Annotated in this window: 16 protein-coding genes and 1 tRNA gene; 8 read left to right on the top strand and 9 right to left on the bottom strand. The window is 43.8% G+C overall.

The window, feature by feature from the left end:
- Positions 1-10: 10 nt before the first annotated feature.
- Entirely contained in the window at positions 11-964 is a 954-nt protein-coding gene (locus KE626_RS10955) for an acetyl-CoA carboxylase carboxyltransferase subunit alpha (protein ID WP_211972939.1), read from the bottom strand.
- A 173-nt stretch (positions 965-1,137) separates the two neighbouring features.
- Here KE626_RS10955 and KE626_RS10950 point away from each other — a divergent pair.
- Positions 1,138-1,211: transfer RNA gene (locus KE626_RS10950), tRNA-Asp, on the top strand.
- Positions 1,212-1,637: 426 nt separating this feature from the next.
- Here KE626_RS10950 and KE626_RS10945 read toward each other — a convergent pair.
- The 5 genes from KE626_RS10945 to KE626_RS10925 form a co-directional block, all read right to left on the bottom strand.
- Positions 1,638-1,913 carry a hypothetical protein gene (locus KE626_RS10945; RefSeq protein ID WP_211972938.1) on the bottom strand — a complete coding sequence of 92 codons (276 nt, stop codon included), beginning with the start codon at positions 1,911-1,913 and terminating at the stop codon, positions 1,638-1,640.
- Positions 1,914-1,982: 69 nt separating this feature from the next.
- A complete protein-coding gene (locus tag KE626_RS10940) occupies positions 1,983-3,422 on the bottom strand; it encodes an AAA family ATPase (RefSeq protein ID WP_211972937.1) in 1,440 nt (479 codons plus the stop codon).
- A gap of 679 nt (positions 3,423-4,101) precedes the next feature.
- Positions 4,102-4,410, bottom strand: coding sequence for an RNA recognition motif domain-containing protein (locus KE626_RS10935; RefSeq protein WP_211972936.1), 309 nt, complete (start codon positions 4,408-4,410; stop codon positions 4,102-4,104).
- Between the two features lie 357 nt (positions 4,411-4,767).
- Positions 4,768-5,799: an alpha/beta hydrolase family protein gene (locus tag KE626_RS10930; protein ID WP_211972935.1), complete on the bottom strand. Its 1,032-nt coding sequence runs from the start codon at positions 5,797-5,799 to the stop codon at positions 4,768-4,770.
- Between the two features lie 290 nt (positions 5,800-6,089).
- Positions 6,090-6,695: a succinate dehydrogenase/fumarate reductase transmembrane subunit gene (locus KE626_RS10925; RefSeq protein ID WP_211972934.1), complete on the bottom strand. Its 606-nt coding sequence runs from the start codon at positions 6,693-6,695 to the stop codon at positions 6,090-6,092.
- A gap of 721 nt (positions 6,696-7,416) precedes the next feature.
- Here KE626_RS10925 and KE626_RS10920 point away from each other — a divergent pair.
- From KE626_RS10920 to KE626_RS10895, 6 genes are read left to right on the top strand one after another with little or no spacing between them, the layout of a single operon-like run.
- Positions 7,417-9,738, top strand: a complete 2,322-nt coding sequence (locus KE626_RS10920; protein ID WP_211972933.1) for a TonB-dependent receptor — start codon at positions 7,417-7,419, stop codon at positions 9,736-9,738.
- Between the two features lie 2 nt (positions 9,739-9,740).
- Positions 9,741-10,610, top strand: coding sequence for a heme/hemin ABC transporter substrate-binding protein (locus tag KE626_RS10915; RefSeq protein ID WP_211972932.1), 870 nt, complete (start codon positions 9,741-9,743; stop codon positions 10,608-10,610).
- Positions 10,597-11,628, top strand: a complete 1,032-nt coding sequence (locus tag KE626_RS10910; RefSeq protein WP_211972931.1) for a FecCD family ABC transporter permease — start codon at positions 10,597-10,599, stop codon at positions 11,626-11,628. The genes KE626_RS10915 and KE626_RS10910 overlap by 14 nt, the downstream gene beginning before the upstream one ends.
- Entirely contained in the window at positions 11,628-12,401 is a 774-nt protein-coding gene (locus KE626_RS10905; RefSeq protein WP_211972930.1) for a heme ABC transporter ATP-binding protein, read from the top strand. The genes KE626_RS10910 and KE626_RS10905 overlap by 1 nt, the downstream gene beginning before the upstream one ends.
- Positions 12,367-12,957 (top strand): hypothetical protein, encoded by a 591-nt coding sequence (locus tag KE626_RS10900; protein ID WP_211972929.1) that lies wholly within the window; start codon positions 12,367-12,369, stop codon positions 12,955-12,957. Before KE626_RS10905 ends, KE626_RS10900 begins: the two co-directional genes overlap by 35 nt.
- A gap of 49 nt (positions 12,958-13,006) precedes the next feature.
- On the top strand, positions 13,007-17,281 hold the full coding sequence (locus KE626_RS10895) for a discoidin domain-containing protein (protein WP_211972928.1): 4,275 nt from the start codon (positions 13,007-13,009) through the stop codon (positions 17,279-17,281).
- Between the two features lie 56 nt (positions 17,282-17,337).
- Here KE626_RS10895 and KE626_RS10890 read toward each other — a convergent pair whose 3' ends face one another.
- The 3 genes from KE626_RS10890 to KE626_RS10880 form a co-directional block, all read right to left on the bottom strand.
- Positions 17,338-18,708, bottom strand: coding sequence for a DUF4236 domain-containing protein (locus KE626_RS10890; protein WP_211972927.1), 1,371 nt, complete (start codon positions 18,706-18,708; stop codon positions 17,338-17,340).
- Positions 18,709-18,776: 68 nt separating this feature from the next.
- Complete coding sequence (locus tag KE626_RS10885; protein WP_211972926.1) at positions 18,777-19,007, bottom strand: hypothetical protein; 231 nt, start codon at positions 19,005-19,007, stop codon at positions 18,777-18,779.
- Between the two features lie 281 nt (positions 19,008-19,288).
- A complete protein-coding gene (locus KE626_RS10880; protein WP_211972925.1) occupies positions 19,289-19,588 on the bottom strand; it encodes a hypothetical protein in 300 nt (99 codons plus the stop codon).
- Positions 19,589-19,949: 361 nt separating this feature from the next.
- Here KE626_RS10880 and KE626_RS10875 point away from each other — a divergent pair, with 361 nt between their 5' ends.
- A complete protein-coding gene (locus tag KE626_RS10875; RefSeq protein ID WP_249207402.1) occupies positions 19,950-20,681 on the top strand; it encodes an AraC family transcriptional regulator in 732 nt (243 codons plus the stop codon).
- Positions 20,682-20,716 lie beyond the last annotated feature (35 nt).

Genomic DNA, 20,716 nt, shown 5'->3' with positions numbered 1-20,716 from the left:
TAAATATTTTTTATTTTTCTTCGTAAAAACCCATGCGGGAGAACTTATCGATACGTTGTTCGATACGGGTATCGGGATCGATTTTCTTCAGTTCTGCCAGTGTTTCCTTGATACGCACCTTTAACAAATGGGCCATTTCATCGGGGTTTACGTGTGCGCCACCGAGCGGTTCGCGTACAATTCCGTCTACCAGGCCAAACTGGCTCATATAATCGGAGGTCAATTTCAGTTCTTCTGCCGCTTTTTCCTTAAAATTCCAGCTACGCCAGAGGATAGTGGAGCAGTTTTCCGGGGAAATAACGGTGTACCAGCTGTTTTCCAGCATAAATACCCTGTCGCCGATACCGATGCCCAGCGCACCACCGGAGGCGCCTTCGCCGATGATGATGCAGATAACAGGAACGCGGAGTTTTACCATCTCAAAAAGATTACGGGCAATTGCTTCTGCCTGTCCTCTTTCTTCCGCTTCCAGACCGGGATACGCACCGGGAGTATCGATGAGGGTAACAATGGGCTTATTAAATCTTTCGGCCAGTTTCATGAGACGGAGGGCCTTGCGGTAACCTTCCGGGTTAGCCATACCGAAGTTCCTGAGCTGACGCATTTTGGTGTTTATGCCTTTTTGCTGGCCAATAAACATCACCGTTTCGCCATCGAGGTCGGCAAAACCGCCTACCATGGCCTTATCGTCTTTCACATTCCGGTCGCCATGCAGTTCCGTAAAGTTGGTGCACATCTTTTCGATATACGCCAGGGTATAGGGCCTATCCGGATGACGGCTCAGCTGTACGCGCTGGAAGGGAGTAAGGTGGCCATAGATTTGCTGGCGGGTATCAACAATTTTCTGTTCATACTCGCTCACGGTAGCAGATACATCTACGCCTGATTTTTCACCATTCTCCTTCAGCTTCTCCAACTGATCATATAAGTCAGCGATAGGTTTCTCGAAATCCAGGAATTGCATAATTTGATTAAATTGGTTAAAGATCGGGTGTAAAGATAATGCTGAAAATATTTTTTAAAAAAGATTTGCTTAATTGGGAACTTTGTTGCTATCTTTGCAATCCCAAAACGGAACAACACAACGAATTGGGAGACAGAAAGATAGGAAATTAACACTCCTGTTTTCTTTGGAATGGATCGGTAGTTCAGTTGGTTAGAATGCCGCCCTGTCACGGCGGAGGTCGCGGGTTCGAGTCCCGTCCGGTCCGCAAAATCTCGAAGGAACCCGCGCTAGTCGCGGGTTTTTCTTTTATGATCGATTACTTAGTCGATTCCAGTTTAATTTGGATCAAGTTGAAAAGTTGGGGGATTGGGTAAATTTTAAACACTGTCTATCCTGCTTGGCCATAGCTAGGAAGGGCTATCTATAATTTAATCCCTTTTTTTTCAACACTGTCTAACTTATCAAAAAAATCAAACAGAAGATCTTTAGATAGCACCTTCAGTTCATCATTAGACTCTTTAAAAGTCTTCAAGTCTAATGATTTGAAGACTTTTTGTTTGTAGTTAATCCTCCGCCAATTTTAGCTGATAGTAACGTTGTGATACCTCTTAAAAAACAAAGGTTATGAAACACAAGCATTTGCCGATAACAGGGCCACAAGCATTCATGTTTTCATTATTTAGATCATGTGCTAATAATTAAAGTGCTTGTTTAATTCAAAATAACCTTCTGCTAACGGGATTCTAAAAATATCAGTGGAATACGCTCCATTCCATACCCCCATTAATTCATGTTTTTTTTCATTCTGATTATCAAGAATATCTTTTAGCTTTTTCAATAAATCTTTTTTCCCGGAAACATTATAAAAATCTGTTTGGGTACGGTTTTCCCAATCTATCAGATAGTACCAAACAGCTTTATCTTTACTATGAAATGGGAAGTCTTCTGAAATATCTCTAAATGCCATCAGATGTACAGTTAATTGATATAATTTATGAATAAAGAACTATCTTCTTAAGCAACTTAAATTCACTGTTCATTTAAATAGATCTTCAAGGATAATATCATTTTGAACTAAGCCCGGTTTATACATATTCTGTTTAACTCCAAAAGTAGTCACCATTACCAGAAATAATGTTTTCCTCGTCTTGGTTTTCTGCTGAAATATATCCAGTTTATTTTTCAGTTCTATAGAATAGGCTTTATCTATAGAAAATTCTGCGCTTGAAAATTTCATCTCACAAATACTTATGCAGAAGTCATTTCTATCTATTAGTAAATCTATCTGTGCTCCTGTTCCGCACTCATCCTTTCCAGGCACATTTCTCCAGATTGATTCTTCCGTATAAACGCCAGAAATTCCTAAGGCTACCTTTATTTCAGTTATATGTTTGAGACAAATGCTTTCAAATGCGAGCCCACTCCAACTTTTCCATGTTGGCTGTGTAGATAATTTCATCCATGTTCCGGTGCCAGTTGCTCTTACATTGTCAATATACTTTAGATAAAATCGGGAATATTCATCACTCAGTTTATATATATTGTCTCTTACATTTTTCTCATATGGAATATAGCTTGTAATAAAACCCGACTCGATCAATTCATCAAGGAGTAATGTTGCTCTTCCTCCGCTGGATAATCCACAGGCAGCAATAATTTCTTTACGGGTTAAACCCATGGGAGTATTATTTAATGCTTTAACTACCGCTATATGCTTATCTGCTTCTGCAAATAATGACTGATATAAATTATCAAACTCATTTTTTAATATTCCATCCTTAGTAAAACAAAGCTTATCAATATTCTGTGCAGCGCTAAACCCAGCTTCTACCTCTTTCAGATAATGTGGAATTCCTCCCATCACCATATAAAGCAGAACAATCTGATAAAGTTCTAGTTTCACATCTCTGCTTTCCAAATATTCCTTCGTTTCAGCGAGTGTGAAGGGTAATAACCTGATTTTTTTTGTAATCCTATTGTGAAGCCCTCCTTTGTTGTTAACAACTTTTTGTATCATCCACGAAGCTGCCGATCCGCAAATTGTTAATATGAGATTATCTTGTTTAGTGCCCCATGAATTCCAGAAATATTCAAATGCAGACAAAAAACCTGATTTAGGAGTATTTAACCAGGGAAATTCATCCAGGAAAATAACGCACTTTTCTTTTTTCAACAATGGCTCACTATACTTTTTGAGCATCTCAAAAGCTTCTGTCCAACCAACAGGCACATCTGGTAAAATCTCCTGTTTCATGATTTCGGCTAATCTATTTCTAAAATTACCCAATTGCTCTTTTAATGTAGCATTGTGAACTCCCGAAAACTCCAATATCATGTTACTATTAAAGACTTCCCTTATCAGGAAAGTCTTACCAACACGTCGCCGTCCAAAAACCGCAATTAACTCAGCTTCATCAGATGCTAAAGCTTTTTCCAAAATTTTTTTCTCCTCTTTACGACCTATAAGTGGTTTCATTTTTATAAATGTTATTCTATCACTAACAGCCAATATTTATATTCGGCCATAACTATATAAAATTATATAGTTATGGCCGAATATAAAAATAAAATGGGCCATAACTATATAAAACATAGCACTTATAGCCCCGTATTGTGAAAAATAATATATAAAATTACTCCTTTACGACTGAAAAAAAATCGATCTAACTAAGTTGGATTACTTATAGTATAAGGGTTTCCTGTTACATACACATTTTAGAACAGCCTTAAAAAGGCTTATGGTGGTACTATCAATTATAAAAATTCGTTTGAGTAACTCCTTTTCAGTTTGGCTGTCCGATAAAAGGTTTTTATAGTGCCTATAAAGGCTGGCATAAACATGCCCAAAAAATGCTTCACCACTGCGTGCGTTGGCTTCGCTAAAAGTACTGCGAGGGAAATATAGTTGATCCCCAAATGATTGAGTTTACCTCCGTAAGCAGCTATACCCTGGGTTACCTCACGAAGTGAGGTGCATCCCGGATGGTTTATTAAGGGGATAATTAGAAAATTAAGTGGAAAATTCAGCTTGGATTGCTGCTATCCGGTACATAGAAAGTAAAAGCAAAGCTACAAACTACTTAACGTATTTTGCGGCTTTGCTCTTCTGCTCTCTTAACAGATAAAGGTAATCGACGTTTTAAAACATCCAACTATTAGTATCTGGGTCTAAATCCAGAGCCTGGGCCGGATCTCGAGAAACGATTATTTTCTGGTCTTTCAGGTTTTGGACGAGCCTCATACACTACTATTGTCTTGCCAGCAACTACTGAATTATTCAATTCCTTAATTGCCAGTACTGCATTGGAATCGTCCGGCATTTCAACGAATGCAAAGCCTTTAGAACGTCCACTGTACTTATCATAAGCCACATTAATACTATATACAACTCCAAATGGGTCAAATAAAGACCATATCTCATCTTCAGTTGTTCTGTCACTTATATTACCTACAAAAATATTCACAAATATAATTTTAATTAAAAATACATACTACTGAAAAACAGGGAATTAGAAAGAAACAGAAACCCAAACTAAATCAGAAGAAGCCAAATCCAACCTTGCTAAAGTTAGAGCAATAAATTGGGTATTACAGGATTAATTTATGGGGGATACTACAAGTGCGTTAAAAAAATGTTCTTTTTTACCGTATGGCCAATAATATCTTCCGTTATTCGTAACTGTTATACTAAACGGCTATTTAACGTTTCGGCAGAGCCATAGGCTCGAGTCCCGTCCCCTCCGCAAGCAGGGACAAATCATTATCACAATGGTTTGTCCCTTTTCGTTTAACCCGGTATTCTTCGAAAATGAGTCCAGCGCTCATTTCAAATTCTTACTGAAAAAATCAGCCGCGAGGCTGTCTATTTTTAAATGCACCTGGTGCCTGTCTACAGAAGGATCATCTACAAATGGCATCGGCGCTTCTTTCTTCATTTCGCTATTTGCTTCGGGCAACATTACATAATGCCCAACTTTACCGCCAAACTCATAGTAACCCGAACCTGCGATCAGCTTATGATATACCCTCGCATTTCCTTTAACAGGCGCCATACTATCTGCGAGTGAGCCGGTAATAAAAACGGGTCCGTGAACATTTTTAAACTGCTGTTTATGGATAAAGCCCGGCCCTGTACCCGGAGACAAGGCGAGGAAGGCTTTGATACGGTTATCTTTCAAATCCGGAACATGCTTAGTAGCCGCCAACAAAGTACTGTCATACAGTAAGTGGCCCAACCCCGGGTATTCAGGGAACTCCATCTCCCGGCGGCCTATGGTGCGGTAATAGTGTATCATGACCGGATAATCAACTACTCCGCCAGCCAAGGCGATCACGGTATACCCTCCAAATGAAAAGCCCAATGCACCGATTTTTTGTGCATCTATCAGGGTATTAAAATCCTTGTCTTTCAGCAGCTGGGTAAGCACAAAGCTGATATCCTGCGGCCTCTCCCACGCCTTTATAAATTCAATCGGAATTTTATTATCCGATGTATTGCCCCAGTGGTCGACAGCAGCTACTATAAAACCCGATTGAACCAAATGTTGTGCTAACCATTCTAAAGAAAACCGGTTCCCACCGGTGCCATGTGAAACTAAAATAAGAGGCAACTTACCTGCCGGTAAACTTCCTTCGCGTACTGTGTAATTGCGTAAAAAAGGAGAATACTTCTTATCACTTATTTTAAGTGTGTCCGTTGTTGGATACCATACTTCCGTAACGAGAGGCCGGTTACGTTTTTCATCTTTAAAATGAAAAGTGCGCTCACCTATATTAGAGGGTGGTACGCTCTGTCCAAAAATACCCAGGTGGATAAATAGTAATAGTATGGTGAGGATTTTTGTATGTATCATAATGCTATAAATGAAATGAATGTTTTTAGGGTCTGTTTCCCGGACTTGCATTTTTTCTGATAGCCTTACGGTCCTTTACTAATAAATCAGGGTAGTCTCTGTATTCCGGGTGTTCCAATTTCAATTAAACGGGTAACCTATTCGTAAATTTATGGAATTATACTGTTTAATTTTATCAAGGTTTGCAATATGTTTGTTTCAGTAGCAACGCGGAAGGAGGCTGACCGTTTCCACTGAGTAGAAACCGTAACAGGCGATTACTGGCATAAAGCAAAAAAGTCGCGCTTTCTTTATCCATACTTTACCATAGCGCCGATTATACACACTGCTGTAACAACGCCCACGGACGCAATTGTCAACGCTGCAACTTTGATTCTTCTTTTGGCGGCAGGTATATTGCTGTCAGGCAGATGAACAAGCAGGTCGTTGCTTTTTATATAATGAATGCTGGCAACGTGGAAGAATACTGCTACAACGGAAAGAAAATAATATGGTATAAAGAAATAGGCAGATGGCAAATGGGCTGCGCCTCCGGCGGCGAATTGAAACCCGGTTTCCACTTTCCAGACAAACCGGCCCATCATTACCGCCCGGATATGATTACACATAAAAGCTGCCAGGTAAAAACCGCTTACCCTTTGGATGACCTGTGGCGCCGATATCTTTCTCTCACTTTTCTTAAAAATCAACAACAAACCGGAAAAAATCTGGATGGCGACGCATAACAATAACAGGCATTCCACCGGGGGAAAGCGGTAAATTTTGCGTAAAGCAGTCATTACCGTTGCATGAAGCTCCGGGCCACCCAACGAAAAAAGATGGTTGGTAATATGGAGCAAAATAAAAACTGCCAGCACTTGTCCGGATCTCCGGTGGATCACTTTAAAATCAATCATAGGAAGGAACTTATAATCAAAACGGTTGATTAAAAACCAAACGCATCAAACACCCGCACTCAACCTTAATATTACTACAAATAATGGATTACTTCACTTTTTCGTTCAGGAATATGATGAATGTTGCGTACTGCGATATATATGCAGATCAGTCTTGCATATGCCGTGGCGTTAAGCCTGAATGATGGCATAATCCCCTTGAGTGCCGGCACAACCGATTACATTTACATGATAATTTCTTTTCAGAATTATCCATGATTGTCATAAAAAATAAACAAAGGAAAAAAGACTATCATCAGATAATTTTTTTTATTAGCTTTATTTGAACATAAACGACGACCAATTTCTGAAGCCGAATCTAAACGATCAGCAAAAAAACCTTGTTTAAAATACCTGAATACCACGGGAAAAGTAACCCTAAAACAGGTTAGATACATCAGCACAACGAGAGAAATAAACTTGAGCACTATTGTAATTATGCCGTACCGCACAGGAAAGATATTTCTATGAACCAAAAGACTCCGTGAACCCGACTTGCTGTGAACAAATGAACTGATACAAGTTGCCTTTATCAACTTTTAATTATGTTATTCATGTAATTAACCAAATCATATATAAGCAATGAAAAAATTTACTTCCCGGCTATAGGCTGTAGCATGGCTATGTCTAACGGCATCGTATACACGTTAAAATTCTTACAAAAAATCCAAATTAACACCCGATGAAAATCCTGATCAATTGTTTACTGGCGACGGTACTGTCGCTCCATAGCTATGCCCAACAGGGAATACATGGAAAGGTATATGATATCTATGCACAGACGCCGATCAAAGGCGCGGGGCTGTATTCTAATGGCAAGCTGCTGGCTTCAACAGACATAAACGGCAGTTTCAGCATAGACTGTTCCAACTGTACTATAACGGTAACGGCTATGGGATATGATGCCCAAACGATCCCGGCTAAAAATAGCAGTACACAACTGATGATAGGGCTTACCGCTGCATCCTATACCCTAAACGAAGTAATGGTCAATGCCGGCAAGTCCAACACTGATCTGTTGCAACCGAAATCTGTATCCATACTCACCCGGCAGGACCTGCACCGGAACGACGGTCTCTTTCTCGAAAATTCGCTGAACCTGGTACCCGGTGTACGGATGGAAAAAAGAACGATGTCCGGGGGCCAGCGTATTACCATCCGGGGATATGGCAATGGTACCAATTTTAATGGTACCGGCTACAAAGCTTATCTGAATGGCATTCCCGTCACCGATGCGGAAGGCACTACCATCCTGGATGATATTGATTTCTCTATATTAGGGAAAGTGGAAGTGATCAAAGGACCCGCCTCCAGTTTGTATGGCAGCGGTATTGGTGGTGTATTGAAAATGTACACACTGAAACCTGCCACCTACGGCACCCGCATCTCGCAGGAAGCGCTGGCGGGAAGCTATGGCCTGTTCAGAACTAATACCAGGATAGAATACGCAGATGAAAAATCGTCTGTTATGCTTAACTACGGCCACCAGAACTACGACAGCTACCGCATACAAAGCGGCTCCAAAAAAGACTTTGTTTCCTTTATCGGAGATTTTCATAGTAATGATAAACAAACCCTGTCTGTTTATGCTGCCTATAACAATTCCAACGACCAGCTTGCCGGGCAACTGGACAGCATACAGTTTGCACAACGAAAAGATACCGGGGAAGTACCCTATCTGAAAAACAAAGGCTATGTATCTTTCGAATCTTATCGCGCCGGAATTTCCCACAACTACCAGTTTTCCAAACACGTCAGTAACCTCAGCAGCGCCTGGTTTACCGGGTACAAACAATCGCAGGCCTTTGCAGTAGGACTATCCAGTAACCTTGCCCAGAACATCGGCGCACGCACTGCATTCGGGCTTAATTTCACCGGTCGTGCCATTACCCTGAATGGGAGCATAGGCGCTGAATACCAGAAAACAAATTCTTTCAAAAAAAGCTATGGACTGGCTAACAATGTCCCTGGTGCGCAGACAGGAGATATTGAATTATCCGCTATGCAGTACAATATTTTCACCCAATGGGAACTGACGTTACCACAGGGATTTATGGTGATCGCCGGTGTGAGCAATAATTACATTGAATACAGCATCACCGACCGTCTTACCAACAGCGCCAATCCTTCACATAAGGACCAGTCGGGTCATAAAACATTTACGCCGGTACTTACGCCGCAGATCAGCGTGCTGAAATCACTGAATGAAAATGTGTCGGTATATGCCGGTGTCAGTAAAGGCTATTCCCCGCCGGTATCCGGACAGGTAGTGATTCCACAGATCAGCCAGGTGAATACAGGCTTACGACCCGAAAAATCTGTACAATATGAAGCCGGCGCCAAAGGTACCCTGCTACATAAAAACCTGTTGTTCCAGATAGCTGTATTTGATATGGAGATAACAGATAAGCTTACCTCGCAGGCAGTAACAGACAATACCGGCACTGTGCTGTATTCCCTGACCACCAATGCCGGGGCTCAACAAAACCGTGGTATAGAAGCAGAAGTAACCTACACCATACGCCCGGCAAAACCGCAGGTATTCTCCCTGATACAGCCATTCGTAAGTTATACTTATTCCAGCTTTACCTATAAACAGTTCCGGAGCGACAATAATAACAATGCCAAAACCATTGACTATAGCGGAAACAAAGCCTCCGGCGTACCTCCTCACCTTGTCAATGCGGGGATAGATTTCATTTCCAAATGGGGTGTTTATTTAAATACCACCTGGCAGTTTGTGGATAAAATGCCGATCACCTATGACAATCGTCATTACGCTGACGCCTATACGTTATTACAGGCCAAATTGGGCTACCGTCATCCTATCGGCAAGCATTTTCAGCTGGATGTGTTTGCCGGTGGCAACAACCTTACCAGCAGCCGTTATTACACGATGGTGTTTTTGAACGCCAACTTCAGCGGCGCCACTCCTAATATCTATTTACCCGGCCCTTATAAAGCCAACTGGTATGGCGGGTTTAATCTCAACTATAAATTTTAATCATGAAAAAAAATATCCTCCTTCCATGGGTCGTGATATTGCTTACTTCCTGCGGAAGATTTGGCCACCAGACGCAGCAGCACAACGACAGCATCCGCATTGTTTGTTTATCCAAACAATACAATGAAGTGATTTACGCACTGGGAGCGGAAAAGAACCTGGTAGCAGTGGACCTTTCCAGCACCTACCCCCCAGCCATCAAAGCGCTGCCCACAGTAGGCTACCACCGTGCTTTAAGCGCAGAAGGTTTGCTGGCGCAGCATCCAACGCTGGTGATACACGACAACAACATAGGGCCGGAAAATGTGATGCGCCAACTGGAAAAGATGAAAGTCCCTATGAAAACTTTTAAAGACAGTGTATTCACCATAGCGCAGGACAAAGCCATGATACAGCAACTGGGCGCTTATTTCCACAAAGAACCAGAAGCCGATAGCCTTTGTAAAAAACTGGATGCAGAAATGACCCTTGCGCTGACTAACGCGCACCAATATACGGATACGCCCAAAGTAGTCATTATTCATTTTGGACGCGCCATGAACATCTACCTGGCGCTGACTCAAAAAAGCACCGCCGCCAAACTAATGGGATGGGCCGGGGGGAGCATTCCTATTGGTGGCGACAAGGGTATGCAGCAGGTATCCGCAGAGCTTATTGCGCAGGCAGATCCTGATGTAATACTGCTAACCGACTTTGGATATGACAGGCTGGGTACTTTCGAAAAAATAAAAGAGCTACCCGGTGTTTCCGGCACGAAAGCGGCGCTTCATCATCGTATTTACAGGATAGAGGAACACGATATTGTGTACCTGGGGCCACGCACAGGCGCCAATGTGCTGGCTTTTCAAAAACTGATACATGCAAATAAATAGGCAATACCGTGGCGTGTATCCGATCCTGGCAGTATTACTGATATTAACGGTATTGTTATCTGCCTGCTATGGCGCTGTTAATATCAGTACCGGTGAAATATATGATGCCCTCAGTAAAACCCTCTCGGGGCATAGCGACCTCTCTTTGAATGAACGCATTTTTATGGAGATACGTTTACCAAGAGTGCTTTTCTGTTTGCTGGCCGGATCGGCGCTGGCGGTAGGCGGTGTATTACTGCAGGCGCTTTTCAGGAATCCTATTGTAGAACCCGGCCTGGTGGGAACTTCCAGTGGCGCGGCTTTTGGAGCGGCGCTTTATTTCGTATTGGGAGCATCCCTGCATTTCAACGCCGGAGAATGGACGCTTCCCATTGCGGCCGCCGCCGGCGCCATGATAGCCACTTTCCTGGTACTCGGCTTATCAGAAAAAAAGCAGACAGGGAAAGCGGTTATCGGGACTTTGTTACTGATGGGAATTGCGATTAATGCCTTGTTTCTCAGTGGCACCGGCTTTCTTTCTTACTTAGCCCGCGATCCACAGGCCCGCTCCATTACTTTCTGGAACCTGGGCACGCTCTCCGGCGCCAGCTGGCATGCGGTGATCATTACCTCTGTTGTATTGGCCATCTGTTTCTGGCGCTCACTTTCCTATGCAAAGCAATTGAACCTGCTGATACTCGGTGAAGAAGAAGCAATGCTGGCAGGGGTTTCCGTTCAACGGCTCAAAAGAGAAATATTGATCATTAATGTCATCATGGTGGCCGTGGTTACCTCTTTCACCGGTGTGATCAGTTTTGTAGGATTGGTAGTTCCTCATTTAATGCGGATCTGGAGAGGGGCCGATAACCGCTACCTGATTATCGGCAGCGCGCTGACGGGAGCTATCCTGTTAAGCCTGGCTGATATCGCCGCAAGAGTGTTGCTGCGCCCGGCCGAACTGCCTATTGGGATTGTTACTTCCGTTACCGGCGTACCTGTTTTCATCTTCCTGTTAAGGAAAAAAAAATATTACTACTGATGTTGACAGTATCTCATCTAACCTATGCAGCGGGGAACACCTTATTGTTGCAGTCTGTCGACCTCCGGTTGGATGCCGGCAAACTGCACCTGGTAATAGGTCCCAACGGGGCAGGGAAATCCACTTTATTAAAAGCCATGGGTGGACAAATCAGGCCTTCTTCCGGTACTATCCGGTATGGTGATAAAAATATTTCCGCCATTGGGTATAAAGAGCTGGCACGGATAAGGGCTTCACTTTCCCAGCAGCAGGAATTGTCTTTTCCTTTAAAAGTATGGGAGGTGGTGATGATGGGGCGATACCCTCACGTACGGGAAAACCCCGGTCATAAGGATACCAGGTATTGCAGGGAAGCGATGCAGCTCTTTCACCTGGAAACATTAGCTGACCGGGACTATATGAGTCTTTCCGGGGGAGAAAAACAGCGGGTACACTTTGCCCGTATCATGGCGCAGATATGGGAGCCTATTCCGGGCGCCTGCCGCTATCTGTTCCTGGACGAACCGCTCACTTTCCTGGATGTGCATTACCAGTTTCAGTTGATGGAATTGTTAAAGACTTTGCTGCAACAGCCTAATCTGCTTATCGTTGGCGTGGTACATGATCTTAATATCGCCGCCCGGTTCGCCGACAACATCCTGCTGTTACATCATGGGAAGTTAATAGCTCAGGGCAACCGGGAACAGGTGCTTACATCAGAGAACATACGCAATGTTTACCAGCTGGAACCGGTGGTCTATGAAAAAGATGACCGGTATTTTCTGGCCTTTTGAAAACTATATTTTATCCACTTCACAACAACCAACACAAATGAAAACACAATTTGTAAAAAGATCACTATGGCGCTATGCTTTACTGATGATTCTCCTGCTTTCCGGCATTGCATCATCAGCGCAGCAGCATGCCCGCCAAAGCACCAAGGCGCCCGATTGGATCGCCATGATGGATGATCCTAATGTCAACTTCTTCGTGATTGAAAAATCATTTAATGATTATTGGAGAGGGAAAGAATTACCAGTGGAAGAAGATGAAATACTGGATGTGAAAAATAATTCAGAAAGAAAGCGTGGCTTTCTGGGCTTATTCAGACGAAAAGAATCGGCAGAAAGAAAAGAAACAGAGAAATATGCATTTGCATATAAAAAATACCAGTGGTGGCGGAGACAGGTACTTCCCTATGTACAACCTGACGGCACCATTCTCAGCAAGGACCAGCAGATACGGATCTGGCAGCAGCAGAAGGAACTGAAGAACAACATTAACGCCAAGCAGGCCAGGGACAAAAAGGAAAAAGAGAAAGACACCAGTAATTCTCAGCAGCGCTATTAAATAGCCGTTGACCGAAAACTAATTTCCCCATCAATCTGAAATAACTGAAATGCATATACGTAAATACCCTTTATTAATCTTATCCGCTTGTCTGCTGTTATCATCAGCGGCATTTGCCCAGAATTATGGCAACTGGCGGAATATAGGACCGGTGCTCTTCCCCGTCAACTCTTCCGGTCAGATCAATGGCATAGGCCGCGTTACACAAATGAAATTTCATCCCACCACTTCGGGTACTCTTTATGCGACCAGTGTGTGGGGATTATGGAAAAGTACCGATACGTCCAATACCTGGCAGTTGCAGGGCACCGACGACCTGCCGAAAGCTTCCTGCGCCTCCGTGTGTATTGACAATACCAACGACCAGATTATTTACCTGGGCACCGGTGACCCCAACTATTACGGCACTTCCCTGGGCATTTACAAAACAACAGACGGCGGGCAATCGTGGCTGCCGGCTAACAGCGGCATCGATACCCGCATGGCTGTGGAGCTGCTGATGTCGCCCACGAATCACAATGTACTGGTAGCCGCCACCAACGATGGTATCTGGAAAACCACCGATGGCGGTATTTCCTGGTCGCAACAGCTGATCGGCGGTCAGTTTACCGATATGGTTTTTAAAGCAGTCACAAACACTTCTACCCTGTTTGCCGTTACCATGGATGGTAAGTTTTATACTTCCAAAAATATGGGAGATACCTGGACTGCTACCACCCTCACACTGCCCACAAATGGGGCCAATGGCACCAGGCTGGGGGTAACAAAAGCCGACTCCAACCGGGTGTATGTGGGCATGGTGGGTTCCAATAACGGGTCCGCAGGCGGTGTTATTTACAAATCTACCGATGGCGGCGCCTCTTTCACGCAGGTAAAAGGCGACGTTTCTCCCAATCTGAATGGTTATTCCAGCACCAGTACCGGTCAGGGTAACTACAACTGGGCCATGTGCGGAGATCCCGCCAACGCTAATACCGTATACGTAGTAGGCCACCTCATATGGAAAAGTACTAATAGCGGCAGCACCTGGACACAAATGGAACCTAACTGGGCTTCCGTGATCCATACAGATATGCATGGTATTAAAGTAGACCCTTATAACAATACCCGGCTATTTAACTACAACGATGGCGGTGTATGGCTTTGCACCGATGGCGGCACCACCTGGACGCCCAAAAGTAACGGCCTTTCGTCCACAGAGGTATATCACGCCTCCAACAGTCCTATCAGGAGAGATATGATCAGCATTGGTACCCAGGACAACGGGGAACTATATTATAAATATGCCGGCAATCCCTGGTTTACCAACAGGGGCGGTGACTGGGGAGAGCGCTCCAACTTTGACTACAGTAATAACAGCCAGGTGTATTATTACAACGGAAAAAGAAGGTCCGTGACCGGCAGCGACGCCTCCTATAACCTGCCCTTCACCGGAACCAACAATATGCAACTGGAATTCACGCCGCAGAATGTAGCCATCGCCTTTGCCGCAGATACCGGTTTATGGCGAAGCGCCAATATTACTGCTGGCTCTCCCTCGTGGACCCAGGTAGCCAGTGCCGCGGAGAAAATTAATGCGGTACAAATCAGTAACGTCAATGCCAACGTGGTTTTCTATGTTACTACCAATCAGAAGGTATACAGCTCCCGCAATGCTACTGCAGCCACTCCCACTTTTACCAGCATTGCCGCGCCGGCCGCTACCAATGTAGCTGCCAGCATTACTACCATTTCCAGCGATACCAATGTGGTGTACCTTTCCTGCGGCAGCCGCGTATACCGCTCCGGCGACAAAGGCAACACTTATACTGATATCAGTGGTACCCTCCCACAGGTAAATGTGATCCGCCTGCTGGAAGATCGTTATGCCACTAATGAAACCGTATACCTGGCTACCGCACGTGGCGTGTATTACCGCAATAAAACCATGAACGACTGGGGACTGTATTCCATAGGGCTCCCTACTGTAGCAGATATTACAGATCTCTTTGCTTATAATACCGGTAACGCTGACAGCAGCGAATTAAGAGTGAGCTTTTATGGAAGAGGCGTTTTTGGTACCAAGCTAAACAATGCCATCACTCCGCTGATCTCCTTTGCAGCAACAACCATTGGTACCACTGCTGCCGGCACCAGCATTTCGGGATGTAAGCCCTATACGGATTACCCTGTGAACCTGACCATCAGCCCCGCGCCAACCGGCAATGCAAACGTACAGCTGGTAGTAGGCTCCACGTCTTCCGCCAAGCAGGGAATTGATTTTGATGTAACCACCAATGGTAACTTCACCACTCCCAGCGATACCGTAATTTTTGCTTCCGGGCAAACAGCCCCGCGAACGGTTACGATCAGGATTTATGGCAGCAAAACAGATCCTTCCAGCAAATTCAGTTTGCTTACCTTCAGCGTTAACGGCACCACCAATGCCATGGCCAATCCATCTGCGCAAACAGCACGCGTGGACATCACCTATCCGGACGCTTCACCGGTGGGAGACTCCGCACTCGTCAACCTGACCTATGGCAACGGTACTACAGGAGGAAGTGCCTCCAGTCCGTTTAACGGCACACAATCGGATAAGAAAGCACAAACTATTTATCCGGCCAGTGAGTTAAGGGCAGCAGGCATACAAAAAGGATACATCAATTCCATCTCCTACCATGTCAGCTCCAGAACAGTGACCACTATCAGCACTTTCCAGAACTTTAACGTAAAGGTGGGACTTACACCACAGGTAGCCTTCACCAATACGGTGTTTGACAACAGCCCGCTTACCAGTGTATATACAGGCACGATCAATGTACCGGATACAGGCTGGATTCAGGTACCTTTCTCACAACCATTTTATTGGGATGGTTATTCCAACCTGCTCATCCAATCCTGTTACGATAACGCAGATGGCAGTAACCAGGGAGATAATCTCGTAGCATCCATATCTGTAAGCGGGGCTAATCCTACGGCTTTCCAACGCCAGACCAACGGCGCCGGCTGTACGTTTAACGCCCCCGGTTACGGTTCTACCAGGCCTAACCTGATCATCAATACCAAACCTGCTGTGACGCCGGTAGCCAGTGTATTAAACCGCAGTACCACACAGTATCTCGGACCTAATGCAACTGTTTATTTTTCAGATACCAGCGGCGCGATTATCGCCAAAATACAGAACCAGTCCGGTTTTGATTACGGATGTACTACCGTAAAGATAGACAGGGCAGGCAGCAGCGCCGCACCATTCTGGGATAGCACTGCCGCACATTACCTGGCTTCTAAAACCGTGAAAATAACGCCTGCCAACAACAATCCTTCCGGCAGGGTTAGTGTAACGCTTTATTACAACCAGACAGAGAAACAAGGTTGGGCAGCAGCTACGGCACAATCATGGGATACGATAAAGATGGTGAAGGAAATCAGTAACATCAGCAATGTAACACCTGGTAATCCCTATCCGGACGGTGCGGGAGGCTTTGAGGTAAGCCGTGATTCCAGCGGTAAAAAAGGTGCTACGATTTATTATGTTTCTGCTACATTTAATACGGGTCTCGGTGGCTTTGGCGTGGGTATTCCTGGTACTCCGCCTGCAACACCCGGCTGTAATACGCCGATACCACGTACACAATTAAGGATCTCCCAATTCGACAGCCAGGAAACGGTTGGAGAAAGCGCGCCGGTTACCAATGTAATTGACGGCAATATTAACACCTTCTGGCATACGCAATGGTACAACAGTACCGCGCCAATGCCACACTATGTGTCCATCTACCTGGGCGGCGCCTATAATCTGAGCAAGCTTACCTACACACCCAGACAGGCAGCCGTAAACGGCCGGATTAATGCCTACAAAGTAGAAGTAAGTACAGACAGTCTTACCTGGACACAGGTAGCTACCGGCAACTTCGCCAACAGCACGGCAGCCCAGGATGTTGTTTTCAGTCCTACCGTAAAAGCAAAATATGTGAAACTCACTGCCACTTCGGAAGTAAATGGCAATGCGTGGACCTCTGTAGGAGAGCTTTCCTTTACCGGTTGCCCGGATACCAGTCCAATGCTGAGTAAGACAAATACTTTGTCTGCCAGCAACGTCAAGGTATATCCAACTTTATTGCGGAGAGGAGAACCCGTTCATGTCCGTAACAGTAGCCCAGGCACTATCCTGATACAGCTGTACGATGTGAATGGAAAAATGATGAAGCGGGAATTGCTAAACAACAGCGGTACTATTCAAACGAACGAGCTGCCGGCAGGTATTTACATCTATAGTATTTTCAATAATAAAACGAATACGCGCAAACAGATCATGAGTGGAAAAATTATTATAACGGAATAATATTTCACCTTTATGATGATAAATAGCGAGGGCTGGCCATTGGCCGGCCCTTACTATTAATTAAAATGCATCTCTTCCATCCTGGATTGTAAAGCGCCAATTTTACCAATAAACCCTGCAAAATCATCCATAGCCGAAAGTTTTGAAGTAGCAATAATTTCAAAAACGCCGGTATCTGATGTAAACGTATACTCTGAGTAGGCACACACCGGCAGCCTGCGATTGTCATTGAAACGCTTGTCCGGTCCACCCGCCTTATTTACATACTGCCAGGTGTAGTCGAGCACTTTTGCATCCTGTGGCAGCACTTCTGATTCAACAACATTCGTAACAATACCCGTTATGCGTAAATTCTTATAGAATACGGCTGCAAAAGTATTTCCGCGCTTTATCAGCAGGCGTTCAGGTAAAAAATACAGTTCCATCTTATGGAGTGAGATACATGGAATGGCTACATTAGCAACAAAATAACGAACCGGCATTTTGTTCTCAGACAGTCCTGGTATCCCCACCCTTCTTATCAGCTTACCCGCTCCTGCATTTCGCTTATAATCCGTTGTGCGCTGCGCATTCAGATATTGCCAGATTCTTGAAGACCGGGAAAAGGTAACAAAATGTGTTTTAAATTGCTGGTACACCTGTTGGTATTTATCGTCCATGTCATAATGCAGTTCAATGCGGAGTCTTTTCTTATCCAATTTTTTCAACCAACGGATAAATAGGATAAAACAAAGCACATATAGGGCCAATTCATAACCCAGATACCGGTTTACCAGGTACGTCTCTTCTTCTTTCACTTCTTCAGAAGACAGATGGTTAATTTCCGCCACTTCACGGTTTATATAACCGGAAAAGTCCGGTAGTCTTACTTGCAGCCATTCCTGATTTGAGCTATCCTGTAATGCAAATTTCTGATCATAATCGACTGTTTGCAAAACCTTGGATTTTAGATGGGGTTCTTTTCGAATATTGGCACCATTAAATGCAATTACTCTCACAATGGTACTGTCTACCGCCGGTTGCACTATTCTATCCCGTTTACCAAAAGAAAAAAACAGCAACACCATCGGGATAAGTAACAGCGGAAATTTCGCTTCTTTCACATAAGAAATTCTTGCGGACTTCTGATTCAGTTCTGTAATAAATGCCAGGGAATCTGTATCAGTCAGTTCTTCCACTGCCGCAGAAGTTATATTACCGGGTGCATCATCCGGTTGTATTTCAAACGCAGGGCGGGGTAAAGGAGCAGCAGGACCGGGTATCTTTTGCCGGTAGCTGATGCCATGCGTACTTAAATTAACGTATGTCCCTCCTGGCCCCATATTAATGCGTGCACCTTTCACTCCCATTGAATAACTGATACCTTTTTTAGAAAAGTTCATTCTGAATGGTCCGGCACTAAAAGACTTACGGTATGACCAACCCATAACTAACAATGTTTAATTCAGGCAAAAGGAATGGCTGCTGATCTATGCGTTCCATAGCAGATGCAGGTTTACAAATGAAGCCTGTTCAGTAATAAATGGCGAAAGGAAGAGGCGATGTACCTGTTCATCTGCGAGGTGCTATCTCGTATTGCATGAGGGAGAGCATATTTTGCAGCCATCTGCTGTTGGATAGATTTCTTTGGCTGCACTGACAGCATCTTTGCAGTCAGAAAATTCTCCCAGTGCTCTCCTGTTTTCAGGCTTGGGGACCACACGGCAAGTTTCGTGGTGGACTTCATGATCTCCATTGTCTTGCCGGATCTTTGATACGTAGTACATTAATTTCATAAAAGCTATTTTAATAGTTACGTATCAAAAATAGAGGAAGAAAAATGTCGATTCTTACGGAAAACCGTATTCGGGATTTTTTATGAGAAAACTACAAGTATCGCCAATAGAGAGAGTAGTAAGGAGTGGGTTAATGCAAAGCAATAGATATAACCCCCCACTCCATTCTGCAGAGAAATGAATAACCCATTTGGGTGAGGGTCAACGATCCTAACTTTCGCGATATGGATTTTTATTTCGGTACTCCCAAACTCTGGAGTCCCTTTTGCAGGTCTTCTGCGTTCATAACAGGACTAAACTCTACTTTAGCATTAAGCGACATAAAGAAAGGCTCAGATATGCCTGGTATTTCGGAGGGGTCTTTAAGATCGAAGACGAATATCGCCGTTCTGCATCCATCCAGTGCAAGAAAATAACTTGCTTCCGGATTTAATTTTTCTTTGGTTGATTGCATAATTTTTGGAAGTGTTCCATCCAGCAGTGCTTTGTTGGATGCTTCTACTTCGAGGGTCACTTTGAGTAATGTACGCATTGCAATTGTTTTTTAAGAAGTAAACAAATACTTAAATCTCATGGAGGGCATTACAGGCATATTGTTTCATCCATCATTGGTTATAGCTAAACCTGCTCTTTTATAGTTGTGTAATTATCATAACAAATCAAACGCCGAAGTGGTTGGGCTGACAAGCGGAATATAATGGTTCATATTGTTAATAATTTGTTATTCCCCCTGCGGTTACCCACCGGGGAAGTTCATCATCGTCTATTTATGGCTATTTATCTTTTCACGGCAAAAATTCGTTAACATTGTAAAGAACCTTATCTCGCGGAAACAAATGATTACGATAGCATCTCTGGAAACTATTACCGGTCTGGAACATCCACGGCGTATTATGAGATACGTATTAATTTATTGCAGTTCAGGCAACCTCGCTATGAACATTGATGAAAAGGAATTCCACCTTTCTGCAGGACAAACAGTTACCATTACATCAGGGCAAATCCATAGTCTTAGCAGGCCACCAAAGGCCAAAGGTTATATACTTGAATTTACCTTAGACTTCTTTTGTAAAGATGACAAAGACATTGAACTGATTTTCCACAATGGACTATTTTGCCACTTTGCGATGAACGAAGTGATACCGGTTGATAAAACAATTGTTGAAGCCCAACTCAGATCAATTGAAGAAGAACTGCTTCATCAGCCATATCAATACCTTATTTCTGTTCATAGCCGGATAGAATTGATATTGGTAGCCATTAACAGGGCGAAAGTTGCCAGGGGAGATGAAATCTGGAAACCCGATGCCTTATTCCTCAAATTTTTAGAAGCGGTAAGAAACAACTTTGAACATAACTATTCTCTCGGTCAATTGGCCAATATGCTTGGCACTACCGAATTAAAACTAAACGAACTGGCCAGACTGCATACCGGTAAAACGGCTCAAAATGTTATTTATGGGTTAGTAACGTCTGAGGCTAAAAGACTGCTTACCTATGGGAATTTGTCGGTAAAAGAAGTCGCCTACCAACTCGGCTTTAACGACCCTTTTTATTTTTCCAATTTCTTCAAAAAACAAACAAAGTCCTCCCCCAAGCAGTATAAAGAAAAGCTAACGATATAAATATTACATGTTTTTCTCAGCATTCTCTATTCTTT

The sequence above is a fragment of the Chitinophaga hostae genome (assembly GCF_018224885.1).
Lineage (GTDB): Bacteria > Bacteroidota > Bacteroidia > Chitinophagales > Chitinophagaceae > Chitinophaga > Chitinophaga hostae.
This window is presented reverse-complemented; position numbering and strand designations above follow the sequence as displayed.